Origin of the sequence: Microbacterium jepli (genome assembly GCF_047237905.1) — a bacterium.
Lineage (GTDB): Bacteria > Actinomycetota > Actinomycetes > Actinomycetales > Microbacteriaceae > Microbacterium.
The window spans coordinates 465,446-486,784 of sequence record NZ_JBDFLW010000003.1; the positions used below are offsets into that span (position 1 = coordinate 465,446).

Consider the following 21,339-nt stretch of genomic DNA (forward strand, 5'->3'; position numbering starts at 1 on the left):
GTAGAGGAAGATGCCTCGTAGCCTTAAGAAGGGCCCCTTCGTCGACGAGCACCTGCTTCGCAAGGTCGTCGTCCAGAACGAAGCCGGTTCCAAGAACGTCATCAAGACCTGGTCCCGTCGCTCGATGATCGTGCCGGCCATGCTCGGCCACACGATCGCCGTGCACGACGGTCGCAAGCACATCCCCGTGTTCGTGACCGAGACCATGGTCGGTCACAAACTGGGCGAGTTCGCGCCCACCCGCACCTTCCGCGGCCACGTGAAGGACGACAAGAAGGGCCGTCGCCGCTGACGCGGCGGCAGAGGAGAGAGAAATGGTGGAGTCCATCGCACGCGTGCGACACATCCGCGTGACCCCTCAGAAGGCTCGTCGTGTCGTTGCGCTCATCAAGGGCAAGCAGGCCGAAGAGGCCCTCGCCATCCTGAAGTTCGCGCCCCAGAGCGCGAGCGAGCCGATCTACAAGCTCGTGGCAGCAGCCATGGCGAACGCCCGCGTCACCGCGGACAAGACGAACGAGTTCCTGGATGACCAGGACCTCTACGTGAAGAACGCCTACGTGGACGAGGGCACGACGCTCAAGCGCTTCCAGCCCCGCGCCCAGGGTCGCGCATTCCAGATCAAGAAGCGCACGAGCCACATCACGGTCGTGCTCGCAACCCCCGAGGTCGCCGACGCGGCCCCGGCCGCCCAGAAGAAGGCGAGCAAGTAATGGGCCAGAAGGTAAACCCGTACGGCTTCCGCCTCGGCATCACCACCGACCACGTGTCGCGCTGGTTCTCCGACTCGACGAAGCCCGGACAGCGCTACGCCGACTACGTCGCCGAGGACATCCGTATCCGCAAGCTGCTGCAGTCGAACCTCGACCGCGCCGGCGTCAGCAACATCGAGATCGAGCGCACGCGTGACCGCGTCCGCGTCGACATCCACACCGCCCGCCCGGGCATCGTGATCGGTCGCCGCGGCGCCGAGGCCGAGCGCATCCGCGCCGACCTCGAGAAGCTCACCGGCAAGCAGATCCAGCTGAACATTCTCGAGGTCAAGAACCCCGAGGCCGATGCTCAGCTCGTCGCGCAGGGTGTCGCCGAGCAGCTCTCCGCACGTGTGGCCTTCCGCCGCGCGATGCGCAAGGGTCTGCAGGGTGCACAGCGCGCCGGCGCCAAGGGCGTCCGCATCCAGGTCTCCGGCCGCCTCGGCGGCGCGGAGATGAGCCGCTCCGAGTTCTACCGCGAGGGTCGCGTGCCGCTGCACACGCTCCGCGCGAACATCGACTACGGCTTCTACGAGGCGAAGACCACCTTCGGCCGCATCGGCGTGAAGGTCTGGATCTACAAGGGCGACCTCACCAACAAGGAGCTCGCTCGCGAGCAGGCCAACGCACCGAAGGCACCCCGTGGTCGCGACGACCGCGGTGGCGACCGTCGTCGTGGTCCCCGCAACGATGCCCCCGTGGCAGAAGGAGCGTCGGCGTAATGCTCATCCCCCGCAAGGTCAAGTACCGCAAGCAGCACCACCCGGGTCGCTCGGGCCAGGCCACCGGCGGCACCAAGGTGTCGTTCGGCGAGTTCGGCATCCAGGCGCTCACGCCCGCTTACGTGACGAACCGTCAGATCGAGTCCGCGCGTATCGCCATGACGCGTCACATCAAGCGTGGTGGAAAGGTGTGGATCAACATCTACCCCGACCGTCCGCTCACGAAGAAGCCCGCTGAGACCCGCATGGGATCCGGTAAGGGTTCGCCGGAGTGGTGGGTCGCCAACGTCAAGCCGGGTCGCGTCCTGTTCGAGGTCGCCGGTGTCAACGAGGAGCTCGCTCGCGAGGCCCTGACCCGTGCCATTCACAAGCTGCCGCTCAAGGCACGCATCATCAAGCGCGAGGAGGGCGACGCGTAATGGCGATCGGCACCAAGCAGCTCGCTCCGAGCGAGCTCGACACGTTCGAAGACCAGCGCCTCGTCGAGGAGCTGCGCAAGGCCAAGGAGGAGCTGTTCAACCTGCGCTTCCAGTCGGCCACCGGCCAGCTCGAGAGCCACGGCCGCATCCGCGCCGTGAAGCGCGACATCGCGCGGCTCTACACCGTCATCCGTGAGCGCGAGCTCGGCATCCGTGCCACGCCCGCTCCCGTGGAGGCGGCGACCAAGGCGAAGAAGACGAAGGCCAAGAAGGCGGATGCCGCCGACGAGGCCGTGAAGGAAGAGGCCGAGTGATGGCTGAGACCACTGAGAAGAAGGCCGCCCCCAAGAAGGCGGCCCCCAAGAAGACCGCCGCCGCCGAGGTCGAGACCCCCGTGGTCGAGGTCGCCGGACACGAGGGTGCCGAGCACGACGTGCGCGACGCCGACGCCCGTGGCTACCGCAAGTCGCGTCGCGGCTATGTCGTGAGCGACAAGATGGACAAGACGATCGTCGTCGAGGTCGAGGACCGCGTGAAGCACCCCCTCTACGGCAAGGTCATCCGTCGCACCTCCAAGGTGAAGGCGCACGACGAGGCCAACTCGGCCGGCATCGGCGACCTGGTCCTCATCAACGAGACCCGTCCGCTGAGCGCCACCAAGCGCTGGCGCCTGGTCGAGATCCTCGAGAAGGCCAAGTAGGCCTCCGGCCCGCTTGGAACCCAAGGAGTAAAAAGTGATCCAGCAGGAATCCCGCGTCAAGGTCGCGGACAACACCGGTGCGAAGGAGCTGCTCACCATCCGTGTGCTCGGCGGCTCGCAGCGTCGGTACGCCGGTCTGGGCGACACCATCGTCGCCACCGTCAAGGACGCGATCCCGGGCGGCAACGTCAAGAAGGGCGATGTGGTCAAGGCCGTCATCGTCCGCACCGTCAAGGAGACCCGTCGTCCCGACGGCTCGTACATCAAGTTCGACGAGAACGCCGCCGTCATCCTGAAGAGCGACGGGGAGCCCCGCGGCACCCGCATCTTCGGGCCGGTCGGCCGTGAGCTTCGCGACAAGAAGTTCATGAAGATCGTCTCGCTCGCACCGGAGGTCATCTGATCATGGCGAAGATCAAGAAGGGCGACCTGGTTCAGGTCATCTCGGGCGCCAAGCCCGAGCGCGGCGGAGACCGCGGCAAGCAGGGCAAGGTCCTCGAGGTCCTCGTCGAGCAGAACCGCGTGATCGTCGAAGGCGTGAACTACGTCACGAAGCACAACCGCGTCGGCCAGACCCAGCGCGGCACCAAGACGGGCGGCATCGAGACCTTCGAGGCCCCCATCCACATCTCCAACGTCGCCGTCGTCGACCCCTCGACCAAGAAGCCGACCCGCGTCGGCCGCCGGGTCGAGGAGCAGGTCAAGGACGGCGTCAAGCGCACCGTCCGCGTGCGCTTCGCGAAGAAGTCAGGCAAGGACCTCTGATGAGCACCGCAACTGCCGCGCAGGCTGGCAAGACCCAGCCGCGCCTGAAGCAGAAGTACAACACCGAGATCAAGAAGGCCCTGCAGGAGGAGTTCGGCTACGCGAACGTCATGCAGACGCCCGGACTGGTCAAGGTCGTCGTGAACACCGGCGTCGGCGAGGCGGCTCGCGACAGCAAGGTGATCGATGGCGCGGTCGACGACCTCACCAAGATCACCGGCCAGAAGCCGATCGTGACCAAGGCCCGCAAGTCCATCGCCCAGTTCAAGCTGCGCGAGGGTCAGGCCATCGGCGCGCACGTCACCCTCCGCGGTGACCGTGCGTGGGAGTTCATCGACCGTCTCGTCTCGCTGGCCCTGCCCCGCATCCGCGACTTCCGCGGTCTGTCGGGCGCCCAGTTCGACGGCAACGGCAACTACACGTTCGGCCTGCAGGAGCAGTCGGTCTTCCACGAGATCGACCAGGACAAGATCGATCGCGTCCGCGGCTTCGACATCACCGTCGTCACCACCGCGAAGACGGATGCCGAGGGCCGGGCGCTGCTGCGTCACCTGGGCTTCCCGTTCCGCACCGAGGATAACCAGTCCTGAAACCATCTGGTCCCGGAGACTCCGGGACCACCACCACAGGTCGACGCCCGCGTAACGGGCGCCGAAACCTGGTGAACGAAGGAAAAAACCCATGACAATGACAGACCCGGTCGCAGACATGCTGACCCGTCTGCGCAACGCGAACTCGGCGCACCACGACTCCGTCGCGCTGCCGAGCTCCAAGCTCAAGACCCACATCGCCGAGATCCTCAAGCAGGAGGGCTACATCTCGGAGTGGACCGTTGAGGACGCCCGCGTCGGCCAGACGCTGACCCTCACGCTCAAGTACGGCCCGAACCGCGAGCGGTCGATCGCCGGCATCAAGCGCGTCTCCAAGCCCGGCCTGCGCGTCTACGCACGCTCGACCGAGATCCCCACCGTCCTCGGTGGCCTCGGCGTTGCCATCCTGTCCACCTCCTCCGGTCTCCTCACCGACCGTCAGGCCGAGCAGAAGGGCGTGGGCGGAGAAGTTCTCGCCTACGTGTGGTGACCCCCGCATGTCTCGTATCGGACGTCTTCCCATCGACATCCCCGCCGAGGTGACCATCACGGTCGACGGCCAGGATGTCAACGTCAAGGGCCCCAAGGGCGAGCTGACGCTCACCGTGGCGCGCCCCATCGAGGTTCGCCTCGAGGAGAACCAGATCCTGGTCTCCCGCCCCGACGACGAGCGCGAGTCGCGTTCGCTGCACGGTCTGACCCGCACGCTGATCAGCAACAACATCGTGGGCGTCACCCAGGGCTACACCAAGGGCCTCGAGGTCGTCGGCACCGGCTACCGCGTCGCCCAGAAGGGCGGCTCGATCGAGTTCGCCCTCGGCTTCTCGCACCCCGTGCTCGTCGAGCCCCCCGCGGGCATCACGCTCACGGTCGAGGGCAACAACAAGGTGACCGTCAGCGGCATCGACAAGCAGGCCGTCGGCGAGGCGGCCGCCAACATCCGCAAGATCCGCAAGCCCGAGCCGTACAAGGGCAAGGGTGTGCGGTACGCCGGCGAGGTCGTTCGGCGCAAGGCCGGAAAGAGCGGTAAGTAATCATGGCTATCAAGAGCAAGTCCGACGCCCGCGCGCGTCGTCACGCCCGCCTTCGCAAGAAGGTCATCGGCACCCCCGAGCGTCCGCGCCTGGTGGTCAACCGCTCCGCCCGCCACATCTTCGTGCAGCTCGTCGACGACAGCAAGGGTCACACCGTGGCCTCCGCGTCGACGATGGAGGCAGACCTCCGCACGTTCGAGGGTGACAAGACGGCCAAGGCGCGCAAGGTCGGCGAGCTCGTCGCCGACCGCGCGAAGGCCGCAGGCGTCGTGGACGTCGTCTTCGACCGTGGTGGCAACCGCTACGCCGGTCGCGTCGCCGCCATCGCGGACGGCGCCCGTGAGGGAGGCCTGAACCTGTGAGTGACAACAAGGAGAACACCGTGACCGAGCAGCCCGTCGCTGCCGCCACCACCGAGGCTCCGGCCGAGGTCGTCGCCGAGCGCGAGCCCCGCCGGGGCGGGCGCGAGCGCAACCCCAACCGCGACCGCGGTGGACGCGACCGCGAGCAGAGCCAGTTCCTGGAGCGCGTCGTCACCATCAACCGCGTGTCCAAGGTCGTCAAGGGCGGTCGCCGCTTCAGCTTCACGGCGCTCGTCGTCGTGGGCGACGGCAACGGCGTCGTGGGCGTCGGATACGGAAAGGCCCGCGAGGTGCCCCTGGCCATCTCGAAGGGTGTCGAAGAGGCCAAGCGCAACTTCTTCCGCGTCCCGCGCGTCGGCGTCACCATCCCGCACCCCGTGCAGGGTGAGGCCGCTGCCGGCGTGGTGCTGCTGCGTCCGGCGTCCGCCGGTACCGGTGTCATCGCCGGTGGTCCGGTCCGCGCCGTGCTCGAGTGCGCCGGCATCCACGATGTCCTGTCCAAGTCGCTGGGCTCGTCGAACACGATCAACATCGTGCACGCGACGGTCGCCGCGCTGAAGCAGCTCGAGGAGCCTCGTGCGGTCGCCGCGCGTCGCGGACTCGAGTTCGACCAGGTCGCGCCCGCGCGTCTGGTCCGTGCCGAGGCCGACGCCCTGGCCGGCTCGAAGGCAGGTGCCTGATGGCCGCCCGTCTGAAAGTGACCCAGGTGAAGTCCAAGGTGAGCGAGAAGCAGAACCAGCGCGACACGCTGCGTTCGCTCGGTCTGAAGCGGATCGGCGACTCCGTCGTCCGTCCCGACGACGCGCAGACGCGCGGGTACGTCAAGACCGTCGCGCACCTCGTCAAGGTTGAGGAGATCGACTGATGGCTGAGAAGGCCGAGAAGAACGACGCCGTCGAGGCGGAGACCGTGAAGGCCCCCGCCAAGAAGACGGCCAAGGCAGCCGACAAGCCGGCCGCCAAGAAGGCGTCCTCCGCGAACGCCGCGGCGAACGCGTCGGAGAAGGGCGCTCCCAAGGCCGCCAAGAAGGCGGATGCTGCGGCATCCCGCCCCGGCGTCCTGAAGGTGCACCACCTCCGCCCCGTCCCCGGATCCAACACCGCCAAGACCCGCGTGGGTCGCGGTGAGGGCTCCAAGGGCAAGACGGCCGGCCGTGGCACCAAGGGCCAGAAGGCGCGCTACCAGGTCAAGGCCGGCTTCGAGGGTGGGCAGATGCCGCTGCACATGCGCACCCCGAAGCTCCGCGGGTTCAAGAACCCGTTCCGGGTCGAGTACCAGGTCGTCAACCTCGACAAGCTCTCCGAGCTGTACCCCGCCGGCGGAGAGGTCACCATCAGCGACCTCGTCGCCAAGGGCGCGGTGCGCAAGAACGAGAAGGTCAAGGTGCTGGGCACCGGCGACATCGCCGTGAAGCTCGACGTCTCCGTGGACAAGGTCTCCGGCTCCGCCGAGCAGAAGATCGTCGCCGCGGGCGGCACCGTCAAGTAGTTCCTCGCAGCAGGGGCCGGAGCATCGCTCCGGCCCCTGCTGGGTTACCCTGGATGCGGTGCGCCTCGGGCGTCCCGGCATCCCTTCTGGAGGCAGCCTCTTGTTCAGCGCCATCGCGCGGGTCTTCCGCACCCCTGATCTGCGGCGGAAGATCGCATTCACCCTGGCGATCATCGCCATCTATCGCCTCGGTGCGCACGTGCCGTCCCCGTTCGTGGACTTCCCGAACGTGCAGTCGTGCCTCGCAGCGAGCTCCGGAACCGAAGGACTCCTGTCCCTCGTCAACCTCTTCTCGGGCGGCGCGCTCCTGCAGCTGTCCATCTTCGCGCTCGGCGTGATGCCGTACATCACGGCCACGATCATCGTGCAGCTCCTGCGCGTCGTGATCCCGCACTTCGAGACGCTGTACAAGGAGGGTCAGTCCGGTCAGGCCCGGCTCACCCAGTACACCCGCTACCTCACGATCGCGCTGGCGCTCCTGCAGTCCACGACGCTGGTCACGGTCGCGCGCAGCGGTCAGCTGTTCGGCAACACCGGCATCCCGGAGTGCACGAACCTCCTCACGAACGACGTGTGGTGGGCGCAGCTGCTCATGATCATCACGATGACCGCCGGCACCGGCCTCATCATGTGGTTCGCCGAGCTCGTCACGGAGAAGGGCGTCGGCAACGGCATGTCGATCCTCATCTTCACGTCGATCGCCGCCGCGTTCCCCGCGTCGATGTGGGCCATCGCCCAGACCCAGGGCTTCGAGATCTTCCTGCTGGTCCTCGCCGTCGGCATCCTCGTCGTCGCCCTCGTGGTGTTCGTCGAGCAGTCGCAGCGGCGCGTTCCGGTGCAGTACGCCAAGCGCATGGTCGGACGCCGCACCTACGGCGGCACGAACACCTACATCCCGATCAAGGTGAACATGGCCGGCGTCGTGCCCGTCATCTTCGCCTCGTCGCTGCTGTACATCCCCGCCCTCATCGCGCAGTTCAACCAGCCGCAGGCAGGTCAGACCGCGCCGGAGTGGGTGGTGTGGATCACGAACTACCTCACCAAGGGCGACCACCCGCTGTACATGGTGCTGTACTTCCTCCTCATCGTCGGCTTCACCTACTTCTACGTGGCGATCACCTTCAACCCCGTCGAGGTCGCCGACAACATGAAGAAGTACGGCGGGTTCATCCCCGGCATCCGTGCTGGCCGCCCGACGGCCGAGTACCTCGACTACGTCCTGACGCGCATCACCCTGCCGGGCGCGATCTACCTCGGCCTCATCGCGCTCCTGCCGCTCATCGCGCTGGCCACCGTCGGCGCCAACCAGAACTTCCCGTTCGGCGGCGCCTCGATCCTGATCATCGTCGGTGTCGGTCTCGAGACGGTGAAGCAGATCGACGCGCAGCTCCAGCAGCGCCACTACGAAGGACTCCTGCGATGACGGCCCGTCTGCTGATCGTCGGCCCGCAGGGCTCCGGCAAGGGCACGCAGGGCGTCCGCGTCGCCGAGAGCTTCAGCGTCCCGGCCATCTCGACCGGCGACATGTTCCGCGCCGCCGTCGCGAGTGGATCCGAGCTCGGCACGCAGGTGCGCGAGATCATCCAGGCCGGCAACCTCGTGCCCGACCAGCTCACCAGCAAGGTCGTGCAGGAGAGGCTGTCGCAGGACGACGCGGCGCAGGGCTTCCTGCTCGACGGCTACCCGCGCAACCTGGGACAGGTCGAGGACCTCGACGCCTTCCTCTCCTCCCGTGACGAGAAGCTCGACGCAGTGCTCGAGCTCGTCGTCCCGCGCGACGAGAGCATCTCGCGTCTCACGCGCCGCGCGCAGGAGCAGGGTCGTACCGACGACACCGAAGAGGTCATCGCCAACCGTCTCGCGATCTACGAGCGGGAGACGGCACCGATCCTCGAGGTGTACTCCGCCCGCGGAGTCGTCGACACCATCGACGGCGTCGGCACGCTGGACGAGATCACCGATCGCATCGTCGCGGCGCTCCAGGCGCGCGGACTGACGCGTCCGGCCGCCGTCTGACGTGGCCTCGCTCCGTCGATCGATCTACAAGTCGCCCGCCCAGCTGCGGGCGATGGTGGAACCCGGTCTCATCACCGCAGCGGCGCTCAGCGCCGCCCGCGAGCTCATCGTGCCCGGCAGGACGACCGCGCAACTGGATGCCGCGGCATCCGCCGTCATCGTCGCCCGGGGTGCGAAGTCGAACTTCCAGATGGTGCGCGGCTACCGCCACACCGTCTGCACCTCGGTGAACGAGCAGGTGGTGCACGGCATCCCCGGACCGCGGGTGCTCCAGCCCGGTGACATCGTCTCCGTCGACGCCGGTGCGGAGTACCAGGGCTGGAACGGCGACTCCGCCCTCACCGTGGTCATCCCCGACGACTCGCGCCCCGACGTCGTCGCCGAGCGCGCCGAGCTCTCGCGGGTGACCGAGGGGTCGCTCTGGGCCGGCATCGCAGCACTGGCGACGGCACGTCGGCTCGGCGAGGTCGGCGCGGCCATCCAGGGCTACATCGAGGACACCGGACACGACTACGGCATCCTCCGGGAGTACGTCGGACACGGCATCGGCCGCAAGATGCACGAGGCGCCGTCGATCTTCAACTACCGGACGTCCGACCTCGGACCCGAGGTGCGCCCGGGGCTGGCGGTCGCCATCGAGCCCATGGTCGTCATCGGCGACCAGGCCACCCTCGTCGAGGACGACGACTGGACGGTCTCCACTGTGGACGGCACAGCGGGCTCACACTGGGAGCACAGCGTGGCCGTGCACGATAACGGTATCTGGGTGCTCACCGCGCCCGACGGTGGAGCAGCGGGTCTGGCGCCTTTCGGCGTGGTCCCGACTGCCATTCAGTAGAAGGCGGAAGAAGAAGATGGCAACGGCCGTGCGGAAGAAGAACTGGTTCGCGATCTGGATCACCATCGGCGTGGTGGTCGTGCTCGCGGCCGTGGGCGGAACGGTCGTGTGGATGAACTCCCTCGCCACCGGTCCCGGCACCACCCCGCAGGCGGCCAACATCAACACCGACACCGGCGCGATCGCGATCGGCGACGGGTCGGAGTCGATGGACACCTACGTGGACTTCATGTGCCCGGTCTGCGGGCAGTTCGAGTCGGTCTACGGACAGTCGATCCAGGGGCTCGTCGACGACGGCACCATCACGCTCAACGTGCACCCGATCTCGATCCTCGACCGCCAGTCGCAGGGCACGCAGTTCTCCACCCGCGCCGCCAGCGCGATGTACTGCGTGGCGGAGAACGATCCGTCCGCCGCGCTGCCGTTCCTGCAGGCCATGTTCGCCGGACAGCCGTCGGAGGGATCGACGGGACTCACCGATGACGAGATCGCAGCCGTCGCCGAGCAGGCGGGCGCGACCAACTCCGCGTCGTGCATCGCCGACGGCACGTACCGCAAGTACGTCGCATCGATGACGCCGAAGACGCCGGTGGCCCCCGGGTCGCAGGGCATCGGCACGCCGACCATCGCGATCAACGGCGAGACGATCGCCAACTCGTCGCTGCCGCAGCCCGACCAGCTGGCCACGCTCTTCCAGTAGGAGCCGGCGCGGGGGACCGCGACACGCCCGAGTTGCCGAGGCTGCGACTACCACGTACACTTGATCTTTGGTGCTTTGCGCCTGTTTCGGCGTGTCCGACGGCAATCCCGAGGAAGCCGGCACCACCCACCCCACCACCGCAGACCGACCGGTCTGCATGAGCGTTAGCGAGTGTATGGCGAAGAAAGACGGTGTCATCGAGATCGAAGGCGTGATCTCCGAGGCGCTGCCCAACGCGATGTTCCGCGTTGAGCTGAGCAACGGGCACAAGGTACTCGCCACGATCTCGGGCAAGATGCGGCAGAACTACATCCGCATCATCCCCGAGGACCGCGTCGTCGTGGAGCTCAGCCCCTACGACCTCACCCGCGGCCGCATCGTCTACCGCTACCGCTAGACCGGTCGAGAAGTAACGCCCCAGGCTCCGGCCTGCCCGGCGAAGACAGCGAACAGGAAAAAACATGAAGGTCAACCCGAGCGTCAAGCCGATCTGCGATCACTGCAAGGTGATCCGCCGCCACGGCAACGTCATGGTCATCTGCAAGTCCAACCCGCGCCACAAGCAGCGCCAGGGCTAGCGATTCCAACGGATGCCGCGGCTGCGGCATCCGTCATCCACAACTGAACACACCTCTACGGCAGCACCAGAACCTCGCAAGAGGGGACACCCCGGGCTGGAGGCCCGGGCACCGGCACTGCTCCACACCTCCACGACACTCCTAGGAGAGCCGCATGGCACGTCTCGCCGGCGTCGACATCCCGCGCGACAAGCGCGTGGTCATCGCCCTGACCTACATCTACGGCATCGGCCGTACCCGTTCCGAGGAGATCCTCACCGCGACCGGCGTCAGCCCGGACATCCGCGTGAAGGACCTCTCGGATGACCAGCTCATCGCCCTCCGCGACTTCATCGAAGCGACCTTCAAGGTCGAGGGCGACCTCCGCCGCGAGGTGGCCGCCGACATCCGCCGCAAGGTCGAGATCGGCTCCTACCAGGGCATCCGCCACCGCCGCGGCCTGCCCGTGCGCGGCCAGCGCACCAAGACCAACGCCCGCACGCGCAAGGGTCCCAAGCGCACCGTCGCCGGCAAGAAGAAGGCGCGCTAACGCGCGGCCAAGGTTCAGGAGAACACGCACATGGCACAGGCCAAGACCGCCGCGCGCAAGCCGCGCCGCAAGGAGAAGAAGAACATCGCCGTGGGCCAGGCCCACATCAAGTCGACGTTCAACAACACGATCGTCTCGATCACCGACCCGACCGGCGCTGTCATCAGCTGGGCGTCCTCGGGCGGCGTGGGCTTCAAGGGCTCGCGCAAGTCCACCCCGTACGCCGCCGGAATGGCCGCCGAGTCCGCTGCGCGTCAGGCGCAGGAGCACGGCGTCAAGAAGGTCGACGTCTTCGTCAAGGGTCCCGGCTCCGGCCGTGAGACCGCGATCCGCTCGCTGCAGGCCGCCGGCCTCGAGGTCGGCTCGATCAACGACGTGACGCCGCAGGCGCACAACGGCTGCCGTCCGCCGAAGCGCCGCCGCGTCTGACGAACCGTCGTCCGGCAGGCTCGGGGATCCGTCCCCGGGCCTGCCGAGACCGGTCCGCTGAGCCCGCCGCGGCTCGTCACGCTTCGCGGCTGCCGGACCACCGGCATCCGCTCGAGTAAGACTCAACACCTCATTCACCGCACGTGTCATATAGCGGGCACGTGATCGAAAGGAACACATAGTGCTCATCGCACAGCGTCCCACCCTGACCGAGGAAAAGGTCGGGGAGTTCCGCAGCCGCTTCATCATCGAGCCGCTCGAGCCCGGCTTCGGCTACACGATCGGCAACGCGCTCCGTCGCAGCCTCCTGTCGTCGATCCCCGGCGCCGCAGTGACGTCGATCCGCATCGACGGCGTCCTCCACGAGTTCAGCACCATTCCCGGTGTCAAGGAGGATGTCACCGAGATCATCCTCAACATCAAGCAGCTGGTCGTCTCCAGCGAGCGCGACGAGCCCATCACGGCGTACCTGCGCAAGACCGGATCGGGCGAGGTCACGGCCGCCGACATCTCGGCTCCCGCCGGCGTCGAGGTCCACAACCCCGAGCTCGTCATCGCGACGCTCAACGACACCGCGAAGTTCGAGCTCGAGCTGACGATCGAGCGTGGCCGCGGCTACGTCTCGGCGACCCAGAACCGCAACGAGTACGCCGAGGCCGGTCAGGTCCCGATCGACTCGATCTACTCGCCCGTCCTCAAGGTCTCGTACCGCGTGGAGGCGACGCGTGCCGGTGAGCGCACCGACTTCGACAAGCTCGTGCTGGACGTCGAGACGAAGAACTCGATCGCCCCGCGCGACGCCGTGGCCTCCGCCGGTCGCACGCTGACCGAGCTGTTCGGCCTCGCCCGCGAGCTGAACGTCGAGGCCGAGGGCATCGAGATCGGCCCCGCGCCGGTCGAGACCGTCCTGTCGAACGAGCTGTCGATGCCGATCGAGGACCTCGACCTGTCGGTGCGTTCGTACAACTGCCTCAAGCGCGAGGGCATCAACACCGTCAGCGAGCTCGTGGCCCTCTCCGAGACGCAGCTCATGAACATCCGCAACTTCGGTCAGAAGTCGGTCGACGAGGTGCGCGACAAGCTCATCTCGCTGGGCCTGTCGCTGAAGGACTCGGTTCCCGGGTTCGACGGCGCGCACTTCTACGGCGGCTACGACGACGAGACCGCCTGAGTTTCGGCTTCCGACCTTTAAGACACTGGAGTAACTGAGAATGCCTAAGCCCACCAAGGGTCCCCGCCTCGGCGGAGGTCCCGCCCACGAGCGCCTCATGCTGGCGAACCTCGCGGCCGCCCTCTTCACCCACAAGGCGATCACGACGACCGAGACGAAGGCCAAGCGCGTCCGTCCCCTCGCCGAGCGTCTCGTGACCTTCGCGAAGCGCGGCGACCTGCACGCCCGTCGTCGTGTGCTCTCGGTCATCGGCGACAAGTCCGTCGTGCACGAGCTCTTCACCGAGATCGCGCCGCTGGTCGCCGACCGCGAGGGCGGCTACACGCGCATCACGAAGATCGGCAACCGCAAGGGCGACAACGCTCCCATGGCCCGCATCGAGCTCGTCCTCGAGCCCGTGTCGCCGAAGCCGAAGTCGGCGAAGAAGTCCGCCGCCGCGTCTGCAGCGCCCGCCGCCGCTGACGAGACCGTCGAGGCCGAGCCCGCCGCCGACGAGACCGTCGAGGCGCCCGCCGCCGACGAGACCGTCGTCGACGAGACCGTCGCCGAGGAGACTCCCGCCACCGAGGCCCCCGAGGCCGAGGCCGCGACGGAGAAGTCCGCGTAACTCGGACACCCTGCGCACCGCGGAGCCCGCGACCCTTCGGGGTCGCGGGCTCCGCTGCGTTGTGGGCGGATGGTTTCAGGTGCTGAATCGCGGAGATGTGCGGGATCGCGGATGCTTCTGGGACGAAGCATCCGTGATCCTGCACATCTCCGACTTCGCGCTCCGCCGCGTGGCGCGTGCGGGCGTCGTGCACCCGTCAGCGCTCCACCTTCGAGTAAGCCCGCGGCCGCCGCGGCTACGCTGAACTCGTGCGGATCCGTCTCGACATCGCCTACGACGGGACCCATTTCCGCGGCTGGGCCCGGCAGCCCGGACTCCGCACGGTGCAGGGCACGCTCGAGGACGGCCTCGCCCGCATCGTCGGCGGCTCCGTCCGGCTGGTCGTCGCCGGACGGACGGATGCCGGGGTGCACGCCGCCGGACAGGTCGCCCACGTCGACCTCGACGACGAGCAGAGCGAGCGCGTGCTCGCCCGTCAGGGCCGGGGCGGGGCATCCGATCCTGTCGAGGCGCTCTCACGGCGGATCCAGGGGGTGCTCGGCGCGTACTCCGACGTCGCCGTCCTGCGCACGTCGCGCGCACCCGAGGGCTTCGACGCCCGCTTCTCCGCGGTCTGGCGGCGCTACTCCTATCGACTCGCCGACCAGGCGGCCGGGTACGACCCGCTCGAGCGTCACCGCACGACGACCGTGCGCGGGGAGCTGGACGTCGAGGTGATGGATGCCGCGGCCCGCTCGCTGCGCGGACTCCATGACTTCGCGGCCTACTGCAAGCCCCGTGACGAGGCGACCACCATCCGCACGCTGCTGGAGTTCGACTGGCATCGCGACCCCGAGGGGGTGCTGGTGGCCCATGTGCGGGCGGACGCCTTCTGCCACAGCATGGTGCGCGCCCTCGTCGGCGCGTGCGTGGCCGTGGGGGAGGGGCGCCTCGGACCGGACGACCTCGTCAGGATCCGGGATGCCGCAGCCCGTGTGCCGGAGGTCAAGGTGCTGGCCGCACGCGGACTCACGCTCGCCGAGGTCGGCTATCCCGCCGACGACCTGCTCGCCGTCCGCGCGGAGCAGACGAGGAACCGGCGCGACGGCGAGTGAGCCGACCGCGCGGCGGAGCATGCGTCGTGCGTCTGTCAAGACATCGTGGCGCCCACCTCGGAGTTCTAGGCTGGGCGTCGTGAAGGTCATCTCGTACAACCTCCGCAAGCACCGCGCCGCGGTCGAGCTCGAGGAGCTCGTGGAACGGCACGGGGCCGACGTCCTGTGCGTCCAGGAATGCGACACGACGGACATCCCCGAGCGGATCGGCGGTCTGGTGCTGGCCGATTCGACCAACCGCAACCGCCTGGGTCTCGCGGTCTACTACCGCGAGAACACGTACCGTGCGGTCGAGGTCCGGGCGCTGGCGCTCAAGAAATCGCTCCATGACTACGTGCTCAAGCCGGCGGAGGAGCGTCTCCTCGGCGTACGCCTCCACGACATCGACGACGGCCGCGAGGTGATCGTCGCCTCTTTCCACGCCGCCCCCCTCACGGCGCTGAACTCCCTCCGGCGCCACCAGATCCGCACGGCGCTCACCGAGCTCTCGGCTCTCGGCGAGGGTCTGCCGGCGCTGATGGTCGGCGACTACAACTACCCGGTCTTCAAGGAGAACCTCGGGCAGAAGGTGCGCGAGCAGGGCTACGAGCTGAGCCTGAGCGACGCCCGCACGTACACGCGCTACCGGTTCTTCCGCGGGCACTACGACTTCGCCACCTCGGTGGGGTTCACGATCGAACAGGTGCGGACCCTGCCGCAGGGCCTCAGCGATCATCTTCCGATCCTCGTGACGGCTCGTCTCCCCGGAGTGTCCGCCGCCGCAGACGCCGCGGGCAGCGCCGCCTGACGCCCGAGCGTCCCGCGGGCCGGACCGGGCCTCCACAGCGGGCTCAGAGGCGGCCGACCTAGCGTCGAGGGCATGACGCCGCCCCCGGACGAGCCGACTCAGCCGCCGCAGACGACCCCACCGCCGCAGATGCTCGGTTCCGCCGGCGAAGAGACCTTCTCGGCGACGCTCGCCGAGATGCGCGCGCTGCGCGACGAGCTCCAGCGCTTCCTCCTCGAGTACCAGTTCGCACTCAAGGAGGTGGAGACGAAGATCGCCATCCTCCGCGACGAGTTCCTCCACATGCACGACTACAACCCGATCGAGCACGTCTCCAGTCGAGTGAAGACGGCGGACAGCCTGGTGGAGAAGGTCACCAGGAAGGGCGTGGATCCGGACTTCCCCTCCATCCGCGCGCACATCCACGACGTCGCCGGCATCCGCGTCACGGTCAGCTTCGTGGCCGACGCGTACCTGCTGTTCGACCTGCTCACGGCGCAGGACGACGTGACCGTGCGCGTGGTCAAGGACTACATCGCCGAACCGAAGGAGAACGGCTACAAGAGCCTGCACGTGATCATCGACGTGCCGGTGTTCCTCTCCACGGGCCGCGTGGACATCCCCGTCGAGGTGCAGTTCCGTACGATCGCCATGGACTTCTGGGCGAGCCTCGAGCACAAGATCTACTACAAGTTCGACCGCCAGGTGCCGAGCACCCTTCTCGAGAGCCTGAAGGATGCCGCGGACACCGCCGCCGAACTCGACGAGCGGATGGAGCGGCTCCATCGTGAGGTGCGTGCACCCGTTCCGGTCGCGGCCCGACAGCTGGACGCGTGACGTCTCGGCGACATCCGGCGACACTCCGCACGCCATCCCGCGACAGGCCTGGCCCCACGTCGCGCCGAGCATCCCGCCAGGAGCCCGCAGCAGCGGAGGAGACCGCCGGGCCGTCCTAGGCTGTGCCTGATCGGCGCTCGCGGGATGCGCCCGACCGCACCGGGAGGCGCACCATGGCTCGTACTGTCCGCCGCACGTCGGCGCTCGGCGCCGTGGTCGTCGCCGCCGCCCTCGCGCTCGCCGGCTGCAGCACCCCGCCATGGCTCGAGCCCGGAGCATCCTCCTCCGCCGCCCCCGACCCGGTCACCAGCCCGAGCGCGACCGCGACCGAGGCGCCCCAGCCGACGCCGAACGACCTGTCCACGGGCGCCACCGCGCGCAGCCTCACCGCCGGTCCGCTCAGCGTCTCGCTGAACTACTGGTCGAGCCTCGCGATGGACAAGTGGACGCCGGGCGTGCTCAAGCCCGTCAGCCTCTCGCTCATCAGCTCGATCACCCCGAATGACGGTCAGAAGGTGTACCTGCAGCGCGCCACGATGACCGCCACGCCCGGTTCCCCGACCGAGACGTACGATCCGCTGACCGCGCAGGTCGATGCGGCGACGACGTCGCCCGGCTATCTGGTGCTCGACCCGTACAGCTACTCCCAGACCTTCACCGTGGGGCCGACCCCGGAGGGGGCCACCTTCGTCACGCTCGAGTTCTCGTACGAATTCCTCGTGCAGACGACGCCGACGTCCACCGACTACGCGAAGCAGACCGCCACGGACACCCTGACGGTCGCCGTCACGCCGTAGCCGGCGCGGGGCCGACCCGCACCCAGCGGTCGCCTCCCTGCAGCTGCGCGTCCTCCACGGCTGCCGCGGCGCGCGCGGCGAGTGCGGTGTAGGAGTCGACCGCCGCGTCGACGGCGATGACTCCCGCGCTCGCGGTGATGCCGAGGGTCACCGGTGCGTCGTCCTCCCGCGCGGACGTCTCGTTGAGCACCGTCCGCACGAGCTCGCGGACCGCCGCGAAGGACTGCGACACCAGGACGGTCACGTGTCCCGGCGCCACCCGGCAGATGTCGGCGTCGGCGGGGAAGGTGGCCGACACGATGCGCTCGAAGCGGGCGACCGTCGAGGCGTGGGCCGCCTCTCCCGTGGCGTCGCGGAGATCCTCGTCGTCGTCGAGGCGGATGTCGATGAACGACCACGTCTGCTCATGCCGGATGGCCGCGCGCCGGAGTCGCTCCTGCGTGAGGGACCTCATGACCGGCACCGGAAGCAGCGTGTCGAGCGCCTTCAGGACGTCGCTCGCACCGGCACGCCGGTCGGCCACGAAGAGCAGGCTCACCGTCACGCAGATGACGTAGACGGTCATGATCATGACGAACGCACGGACGAAGAGGACCTCGGATGCTGCGCTCGTGCCGGCGGCGCTTCCGGCGAGCCCCACCGTGGCCACCAGGAGGATGGCGCACGAGGCGACGACCAGCGGCAGGCTGTGACGAGAGGCGCGGGCGCCGTCGCGGATCGACTCGATCGCGCCCAGGGCGGCGCCCAGAGCCGCCCCGAGCACGAGCACCCGGAAGACGAGCGAGCCGTACGGGCCCTGGGTCGTGGCGAGGAGGGCGAGGAACGACCCGACGGACTGCAGCACGCCGATCCAGGCGTGCGGGCGCAGTCTCGCCGTCGCGCGGAGGCCCGACCACACCAGCGCCGGCACGCCGCACAGCAGACCGAACGACACCGGGTGACGGAGCACGTCGATGCCCATCGCCACCGAGGCGAGCGATCCGTACGACCCGAGGAGCGCGAGGATCATCGCGAGTGTCCAGATCAGCGTCGCCCGACTAGGCCGCGCGAGCAGACCCATCCAGATCATCAGCGCGACGCACACCGTCACCACCGTGGTCTGGCCGATGATGAGCCCGTTCGGGGGAGCGACGACAGCGACCTCGCCCACGCCCATGAGGATGTCAGGAGACACGGGATCCGCCTTCCGCCGAGGCGCCGGCGCTCAGCCCGGACGCGAAGGAGCCTGCGCCGTCGACCGCCGGAGAGTCGTCCAGCGGCAGCCGCACCGTCACCGTGGTGCCACGTCCGGGGGAGCTCTCCACCACGACGGTGCCGCCGTGCTGCGTCACGAGCGATTGCACGATGCCCATGCCGAGCCCCGTGCCGACGATGGTGCTCTGCTCGGCGGCGGCGGAGCGGAAGTAGGGCTCGAACACGCGCGCCACCTCGTCCTGCTCCATGCCGATGCCGGTGTCGGTGATGCGCAGGACGGCGAACTCCGGCGCGGACGCTCCTGCCCGATCGATCGCAGCCTCAGAGATGTGGACGTCCACGAGCACGCGGCCGCCCTTGGGGGTGTACTTGATCGCATTGCTGAGGAGGTTGTCCCCGACCTGACGGAGGCGGAACGCGTCGCCCCGGACGATGACGCCCTCCGACGCGGCGAAGTCGACCACGACACCGGCGCCCAGCGCCGTCGGGGCCAGCGACTCCACCGACTCCGCCACGACCTCGGCGAGGTCAGTGCTCGTCACCGCCGACTCGGTCATGCGCGCCTGCCGGCCGGATTGGAGGATCTGGTTCGCGAGCCTCATCATGCGCTCGGCGGCGGAGTTGATCGCCTCGATGCGCTCGCGCACCTTCGGGTCGAGCGACTCGTCCTCGAGCACGAGGTCCGAGTAGCCCAGGACCGTGGTCAGGGGATTGCGCAGCTCGTGCGACACCCGGGTGGCCAGGCTGTCGCGTGCGCGCTCGGCGCTCACCATCGGAGTGATGTCGTGGACGACGAGGAGCGACTCCCCGGCGGCGAGGTCGCGGTCATCAGGCAGGCGGAGCGCCGTCTGCGACAGCGCGCGCCACGAGCCGTCGGCGGTGAACAGCCAGGTGCGCAGGTCCTCGAACTGCTCACCGGACCGCGAGCGGACGAGCGGCCGGTCGGCACGCGCGAGCGGTCGCCCCTGATAGTCGTCGTACTCCACGGAGCGGGCGACGAGCTCGGGGTCGAGCGGCGCGACGTCGTAGAGCTGGCGATAGGTGAGGTTCGCCTCGACGATGTCCCCCTCGGCGGACAGACGCACCACACCGACGTCGATGGAGCCGAGCACGCGCGACACCTCGCGCTCCTGGCGCTTCGAGCGCCCGAGCGTCTCGGAGAGCCGGTTCGCCTCGCGCCGCAGCAGACGTTTGAACGCCCGCGTCTGCCGCGAGGCGCTGTGCGTGCTGATCGCGATGAACGTGAGCGACAGCGTGACGACGACGAGGCGGAGCGTCCCTGCCGCGTTCTCCTCGCGCTGCGCCTCCTCGATCAGCACCATCACGCCGATGCCGCCGAGGCCGATCCCCGTGGCCCACAGCGGGAAGTACGTCGCGATCCAGATCACCGGGAACACCCATAGGAAGGCGAAGTCGACCGACGTCTCCCGGGTCATGATGCCGACCGCCAGGATGTCCAGGAAGGGGATGCTGAGCACGGTCACCGGCGGGAACCGCTGCCAGGGCACAGCCAGGGCGATGCCGGTGAGCACGACGACGAGGGACACGCCCACCGTGAACGTCCACAGATCGACGGTCTCGGGCGACACGGACTGCACAAGGAGGACGACCACCACGACGACGATCGCGAGCAGGAGCTGCGACAGCCAGATCGAGGTGGTCCTCGTGGCGACCGGGTGGGTGGAGGCGCCGATGTCGGGCACGGTCACATCCCTTCGAAGGACGCCGCGCGGCGCGCGGTGGCGCGGGCGGCACGGGCGAAGCGGCGCAGGTCCGCAGATTCTGTGATGTCGAGCACCTCGATCTTCACTTCCGGTGGGTCCGTCGGTCCGGCCGGGGGCAGCATCCGCTCGTACGCGGTCTGCAGTCGCTCGCGGATGGCATCGGTGTCGGCGCCGGAGCCGAAGCGCAGCGACACCAGCACGCCCGCGGTCACCTCGCCGACCACGCTTCCGGTCGGCATCGACGCGGTCGTGGCGCGGGAGAGGGCCGACGAGACGCTGTGCGCCCATGCGCGCCCGAACGCCGTGCGGTGCAGGGCCAGATCCGGCACCGTCACCGACAGGGCCGACACCTCCCCGCGCTGCTGCAGCAGCGCATCGACCCAGTCCGCGAGCGTGTCGGCGTTGACGGTGTCCTTGTCGTCGACGCCCGCTTCGCTGCGGATGATCATGACCGTGCCGACGGCGGTCACTCCGATGGCCAGGGCGGACACGAGCGAGCTGGGTCCGGACGAGAGGTAGAGCTGCACCGCGTCGGAATCCGGACCGAGAAGCAGCGGGCCCGCGATGCGGGCCAGCGCGTAGGCGCCGTACACACCCGAAGCGATGCCGATCAGCCGCGCCCCCAGGGGCGGAAGGGGGCCGCGCGCGCAGGTCCAGACGGTGACGGCGGTGAACGCGGCCAGCGTGAGGAGCTTCGCGACCTGCCCGGCTTCGGCGGAGACGAGGAGAGTGGTGAGGCCCACTCCCACCGAGATGATGAGGAAGACCGCCGCATGGTGATGGCGGCGGCCGGCGGCCCGGCGCACGCCCGCCGCCAGCAGGCCGACAGCGAGCGGCATCGAGATGTCGCCGATGATGAGGGGGATGAGATTCCCGGCCTCGTCGCCCGCGAGCGCGTACGCGAGTGTCGAGAGCGTCGCGCAGCACGCGGCGAGGACGGCGAAGTTCGACAGCGTCAGCCAGCTCTGCTGGTCGCCGCGGCGGCGCTCCGCGAGGATCGCCACTCCCACCGCGACGCAGCAGACGATCGTCAACGTGACGGTGTACAGCGTGACCATCGGCCGCTCCTGCACGTCGGTCGAGCCTCGGACCCGAGGGTTGCGCGAATCTTGAGGATTCGTTGAGTTCATCTCCGCCAAGCAGGGGTGCTTTGCGGAGGTCAGCATACCAAGCTGGGTCTTACCGGCCAGGGAGTGGATTCGCCGCCCGAAGGCCGACGGGGATTCCCCC

The 21,339-nt window shown here is 68.6% G+C and carries 32 protein-coding genes; 29 read left to right on the plus strand and 3 right to left on the minus strand.

Going from position 1 to position 21,339, the window contains the following annotated elements:
* Nucleotides 1–10: 10 nt before the first annotated feature.
* The 29 genes from rpsS (at nucleotide 11) to ABC304_RS02925 (ending at nucleotide 17,191) form a co-directional block, all read left to right on the plus strand.
* A complete protein-coding gene (gene rpsS, locus ABC304_RS02785) occupies nucleotides 11–292 on the plus strand; it encodes a 30S ribosomal protein S19 (RefSeq protein ID WP_019181724.1) in 282 nt (93 codons plus the stop codon).
* A 22-nt stretch (nucleotides 293–314) separates the two neighbouring features.
* Nucleotides 315–710, plus strand: a complete 396-nt coding sequence (gene rplV, locus ABC304_RS02790; RefSeq protein WP_127094621.1) for a 50S ribosomal protein L22 — start codon at nucleotides 315–317, stop codon at nucleotides 708–710.
* The gene (gene rpsC, locus ABC304_RS02795; RefSeq protein ID WP_127094622.1) at nucleotides 710–1,471 is read left to right on the plus strand and encodes a 30S ribosomal protein S3; all 762 of its coding nucleotides are present in this window, start codon (nucleotides 710–712) and stop codon (nucleotides 1,469–1,471) included. The genes rplV and rpsC overlap by 1 nt, the downstream gene beginning before the upstream one ends.
* Nucleotides 1,471–1,890 (plus strand): 50S ribosomal protein L16, encoded by a 420-nt coding sequence (gene rplP, locus ABC304_RS02800; protein WP_018171451.1) that lies wholly within the window; start codon nucleotides 1,471–1,473, stop codon nucleotides 1,888–1,890. The genes rpsC and rplP overlap by 1 nt, the downstream gene beginning before the upstream one ends.
* Nucleotides 1,890–2,204: a 50S ribosomal protein L29 gene (gene rpmC, locus ABC304_RS02805; protein ID WP_127094623.1), complete on the plus strand. Its 315-nt coding sequence runs from the start codon at nucleotides 1,890–1,892 to the stop codon at nucleotides 2,202–2,204. The genes rplP and rpmC overlap by 1 nt, the downstream gene beginning before the upstream one ends.
* Nucleotides 2,204–2,590, plus strand: a complete 387-nt coding sequence (rpsQ, locus tag ABC304_RS02810) for a 30S ribosomal protein S17 (RefSeq protein WP_412928798.1) — start codon at nucleotides 2,204–2,206, stop codon at nucleotides 2,588–2,590. The genes rpmC and rpsQ overlap by 1 nt, the downstream gene beginning before the upstream one ends.
* A 34-nt stretch (nucleotides 2,591–2,624) precedes the next feature.
* Nucleotides 2,625–2,993: a 50S ribosomal protein L14 gene (rplN, locus tag ABC304_RS02815; RefSeq protein WP_127094624.1), complete on the plus strand. Its 369-nt coding sequence runs from the start codon at nucleotides 2,625–2,627 to the stop codon at nucleotides 2,991–2,993.
* Between the two features lie 2 nt (nucleotides 2,994–2,995).
* Nucleotides 2,996–3,355, plus strand: coding sequence for a 50S ribosomal protein L24 (gene rplX, locus ABC304_RS02820; protein WP_127094625.1), 360 nt, complete (start codon nucleotides 2,996–2,998; stop codon nucleotides 3,353–3,355).
* Nucleotides 3,355–3,945, plus strand: coding sequence for a 50S ribosomal protein L5 (gene rplE / locus ABC304_RS02825; RefSeq protein WP_412928800.1), 591 nt, complete (start codon nucleotides 3,355–3,357; stop codon nucleotides 3,943–3,945). The genes rplX and rplE overlap by 1 nt, the downstream gene beginning before the upstream one ends.
* A gap of 91 nt (nucleotides 3,946–4,036) precedes the next feature.
* The gene (gene rpsH, locus ABC304_RS02830) at nucleotides 4,037–4,435 is read left to right on the plus strand and encodes a 30S ribosomal protein S8 (RefSeq protein WP_412928802.1); all 399 of its coding nucleotides are present in this window, start codon (nucleotides 4,037–4,039) and stop codon (nucleotides 4,433–4,435) included.
* Nucleotides 4,436–4,442: 7 nt separating this feature from the next.
* The gene (rplF, locus tag ABC304_RS02835) at nucleotides 4,443–4,979 is read left to right on the plus strand and encodes a 50S ribosomal protein L6 (RefSeq protein ID WP_412928804.1); all 537 of its coding nucleotides are present in this window, start codon (nucleotides 4,443–4,445) and stop codon (nucleotides 4,977–4,979) included.
* 2 nt (nucleotides 4,980–4,981) lie between these two features.
* A complete protein-coding gene (gene rplR, locus ABC304_RS02840) occupies nucleotides 4,982–5,341 on the plus strand; it encodes a 50S ribosomal protein L18 (protein WP_412928805.1) in 360 nt (119 codons plus the stop codon).
* Entirely contained in the window at nucleotides 5,338–6,021 is a 684-nt protein-coding gene (rpsE, locus tag ABC304_RS02845) for a 30S ribosomal protein S5 (RefSeq protein WP_127094630.1), read from the plus strand. The genes rplR and rpsE overlap by 4 nt, the downstream gene beginning before the upstream one ends.
* The gene (gene rpmD / locus ABC304_RS02850; RefSeq protein ID WP_023954062.1) at nucleotides 6,021–6,206 is read left to right on the plus strand and encodes a 50S ribosomal protein L30; all 186 of its coding nucleotides are present in this window, start codon (nucleotides 6,021–6,023) and stop codon (nucleotides 6,204–6,206) included. Before rpsE ends, rpmD begins: the two co-directional genes overlap by 1 nt.
* Nucleotides 6,206–6,829, plus strand: a complete 624-nt coding sequence (rplO, locus tag ABC304_RS02855; protein WP_412928807.1) for a 50S ribosomal protein L15 — start codon at nucleotides 6,206–6,208, stop codon at nucleotides 6,827–6,829. The genes rpmD and rplO overlap by 1 nt, the downstream gene beginning before the upstream one ends.
* Nucleotides 6,830–6,929: 100 nt before the next feature.
* On the plus strand, nucleotides 6,930–8,252 hold the full coding sequence (gene secY / locus ABC304_RS02860; protein WP_412928809.1) for a preprotein translocase subunit SecY: 1,323 nt from the start codon (nucleotides 6,930–6,932) through the stop codon (nucleotides 8,250–8,252).
* Nucleotides 8,249–8,845, plus strand: a complete 597-nt coding sequence (locus ABC304_RS02865) for an adenylate kinase (protein ID WP_412928810.1) — start codon at nucleotides 8,249–8,251, stop codon at nucleotides 8,843–8,845. Before secY ends, ABC304_RS02865 begins: the two co-directional genes overlap by 4 nt.
* A 1-nt stretch (nucleotide 8,846) precedes the next feature.
* Entirely contained in the window at nucleotides 8,847–9,683 is an 837-nt protein-coding gene (gene map / locus ABC304_RS02870; RefSeq protein WP_412928812.1) for a type I methionyl aminopeptidase, read from the plus strand.
* Nucleotides 9,684–9,699: 16 nt separating this feature from the next.
* Nucleotides 9,700–10,383 carry a DsbA family protein gene (locus ABC304_RS02875; protein WP_412928814.1) on the plus strand — a complete coding sequence of 228 codons (684 nt, stop codon included), beginning with the start codon at nucleotides 9,700–9,702 and terminating at the stop codon, nucleotides 10,381–10,383.
* A gap of 175 nt (nucleotides 10,384–10,558) precedes the next feature.
* Nucleotides 10,559–10,780, plus strand: coding sequence for a translation initiation factor IF-1 (gene infA, locus ABC304_RS02880; protein WP_017201569.1), 222 nt, complete (start codon nucleotides 10,559–10,561; stop codon nucleotides 10,778–10,780).
* Nucleotides 10,781–10,844: 64 nt separating this feature from the next.
* Nucleotides 10,845–10,961, plus strand: a complete 117-nt coding sequence (rpmJ, locus tag ABC304_RS02885) for a 50S ribosomal protein L36 (protein ID WP_022893853.1) — start codon at nucleotides 10,845–10,847, stop codon at nucleotides 10,959–10,961.
* A 154-nt stretch (nucleotides 10,962–11,115) separates the two neighbouring features.
* On the plus strand, nucleotides 11,116–11,490 hold the full coding sequence (gene rpsM / locus ABC304_RS02890) for a 30S ribosomal protein S13 (RefSeq protein WP_412928815.1): 375 nt from the start codon (nucleotides 11,116–11,118) through the stop codon (nucleotides 11,488–11,490).
* A gap of 30 nt (nucleotides 11,491–11,520) precedes the next feature.
* The gene (rpsK, locus tag ABC304_RS02895) at nucleotides 11,521–11,919 is read left to right on the plus strand and encodes a 30S ribosomal protein S11 (protein WP_127094638.1); all 399 of its coding nucleotides are present in this window, start codon (nucleotides 11,521–11,523) and stop codon (nucleotides 11,917–11,919) included.
* A 181-nt stretch (nucleotides 11,920–12,100) separates the two neighbouring features.
* Nucleotides 12,101–13,090: a DNA-directed RNA polymerase subunit alpha gene (locus tag ABC304_RS02900; RefSeq protein WP_412928817.1), complete on the plus strand. Its 990-nt coding sequence runs from the start codon at nucleotides 12,101–12,103 to the stop codon at nucleotides 13,088–13,090.
* A 40-nt stretch (nucleotides 13,091–13,130) separates the two neighbouring features.
* Nucleotides 13,131–13,697 (plus strand): 50S ribosomal protein L17, encoded by a 567-nt coding sequence (rplQ, locus tag ABC304_RS02905; RefSeq protein ID WP_412928819.1) that lies wholly within the window; start codon nucleotides 13,131–13,133, stop codon nucleotides 13,695–13,697.
* 248 nt (nucleotides 13,698–13,945) lie between these two features.
* On the plus strand, nucleotides 13,946–14,791 hold the full coding sequence (truA, locus tag ABC304_RS02910) for a tRNA pseudouridine(38-40) synthase TruA (protein WP_412928821.1): 846 nt from the start codon (nucleotides 13,946–13,948) through the stop codon (nucleotides 14,789–14,791).
* A gap of 79 nt (nucleotides 14,792–14,870) precedes the next feature.
* The gene (locus ABC304_RS02915) at nucleotides 14,871–15,578 is read left to right on the plus strand and encodes an endonuclease/exonuclease/phosphatase family protein (protein WP_412928823.1); all 708 of its coding nucleotides are present in this window, start codon (nucleotides 14,871–14,873) and stop codon (nucleotides 15,576–15,578) included.
* Nucleotides 15,579–15,707: 129 nt separating this feature from the next.
* Nucleotides 15,708–16,394 carry a GTP pyrophosphokinase gene (locus ABC304_RS02920; RefSeq protein ID WP_412929051.1) on the plus strand — a complete coding sequence of 229 codons (687 nt, stop codon included), beginning with the start codon at nucleotides 15,708–15,710 and terminating at the stop codon, nucleotides 16,392–16,394.
* 173 nt (nucleotides 16,395–16,567) lie between these two features.
* Nucleotides 16,568–17,191, plus strand: a complete 624-nt coding sequence (locus ABC304_RS02925) for a hypothetical protein (protein ID WP_412928824.1) — start codon at nucleotides 16,568–16,570, stop codon at nucleotides 17,189–17,191.
* Here the strand turns inward: ABC304_RS02925 and ABC304_RS02930 are convergent.
* From ABC304_RS02930 to ABC304_RS02940, 3 genes are read right to left on the minus strand one after another with little or no spacing between them, the layout of a single operon-like run.
* A complete protein-coding gene (locus ABC304_RS02930) occupies nucleotides 17,181–18,365 on the minus strand; it encodes a hypothetical protein (protein WP_412928826.1) in 1,185 nt (394 codons plus the stop codon). The genes ABC304_RS02925 and ABC304_RS02930 overlap by 11 nt on opposite strands.
* Nucleotides 18,355–20,088 carry a sensor histidine kinase gene (locus ABC304_RS02935; protein ID WP_412928828.1) on the minus strand — a complete coding sequence of 578 codons (1,734 nt, stop codon included), beginning with the start codon at nucleotides 20,086–20,088 and terminating at the stop codon, nucleotides 18,355–18,357. Before ABC304_RS02935 ends, ABC304_RS02930 begins: the two co-directional genes overlap by 11 nt.
* A gap of 2 nt (nucleotides 20,089–20,090) precedes the next feature.
* Complete coding sequence (locus tag ABC304_RS02940) at nucleotides 20,091–21,167, minus strand: ATP adenylyltransferase family protein (protein ID WP_412928830.1); 1,077 nt, start codon at nucleotides 21,165–21,167, stop codon at nucleotides 20,091–20,093.
* Nucleotides 21,168–21,339: the final 172 nt, after the last annotated feature.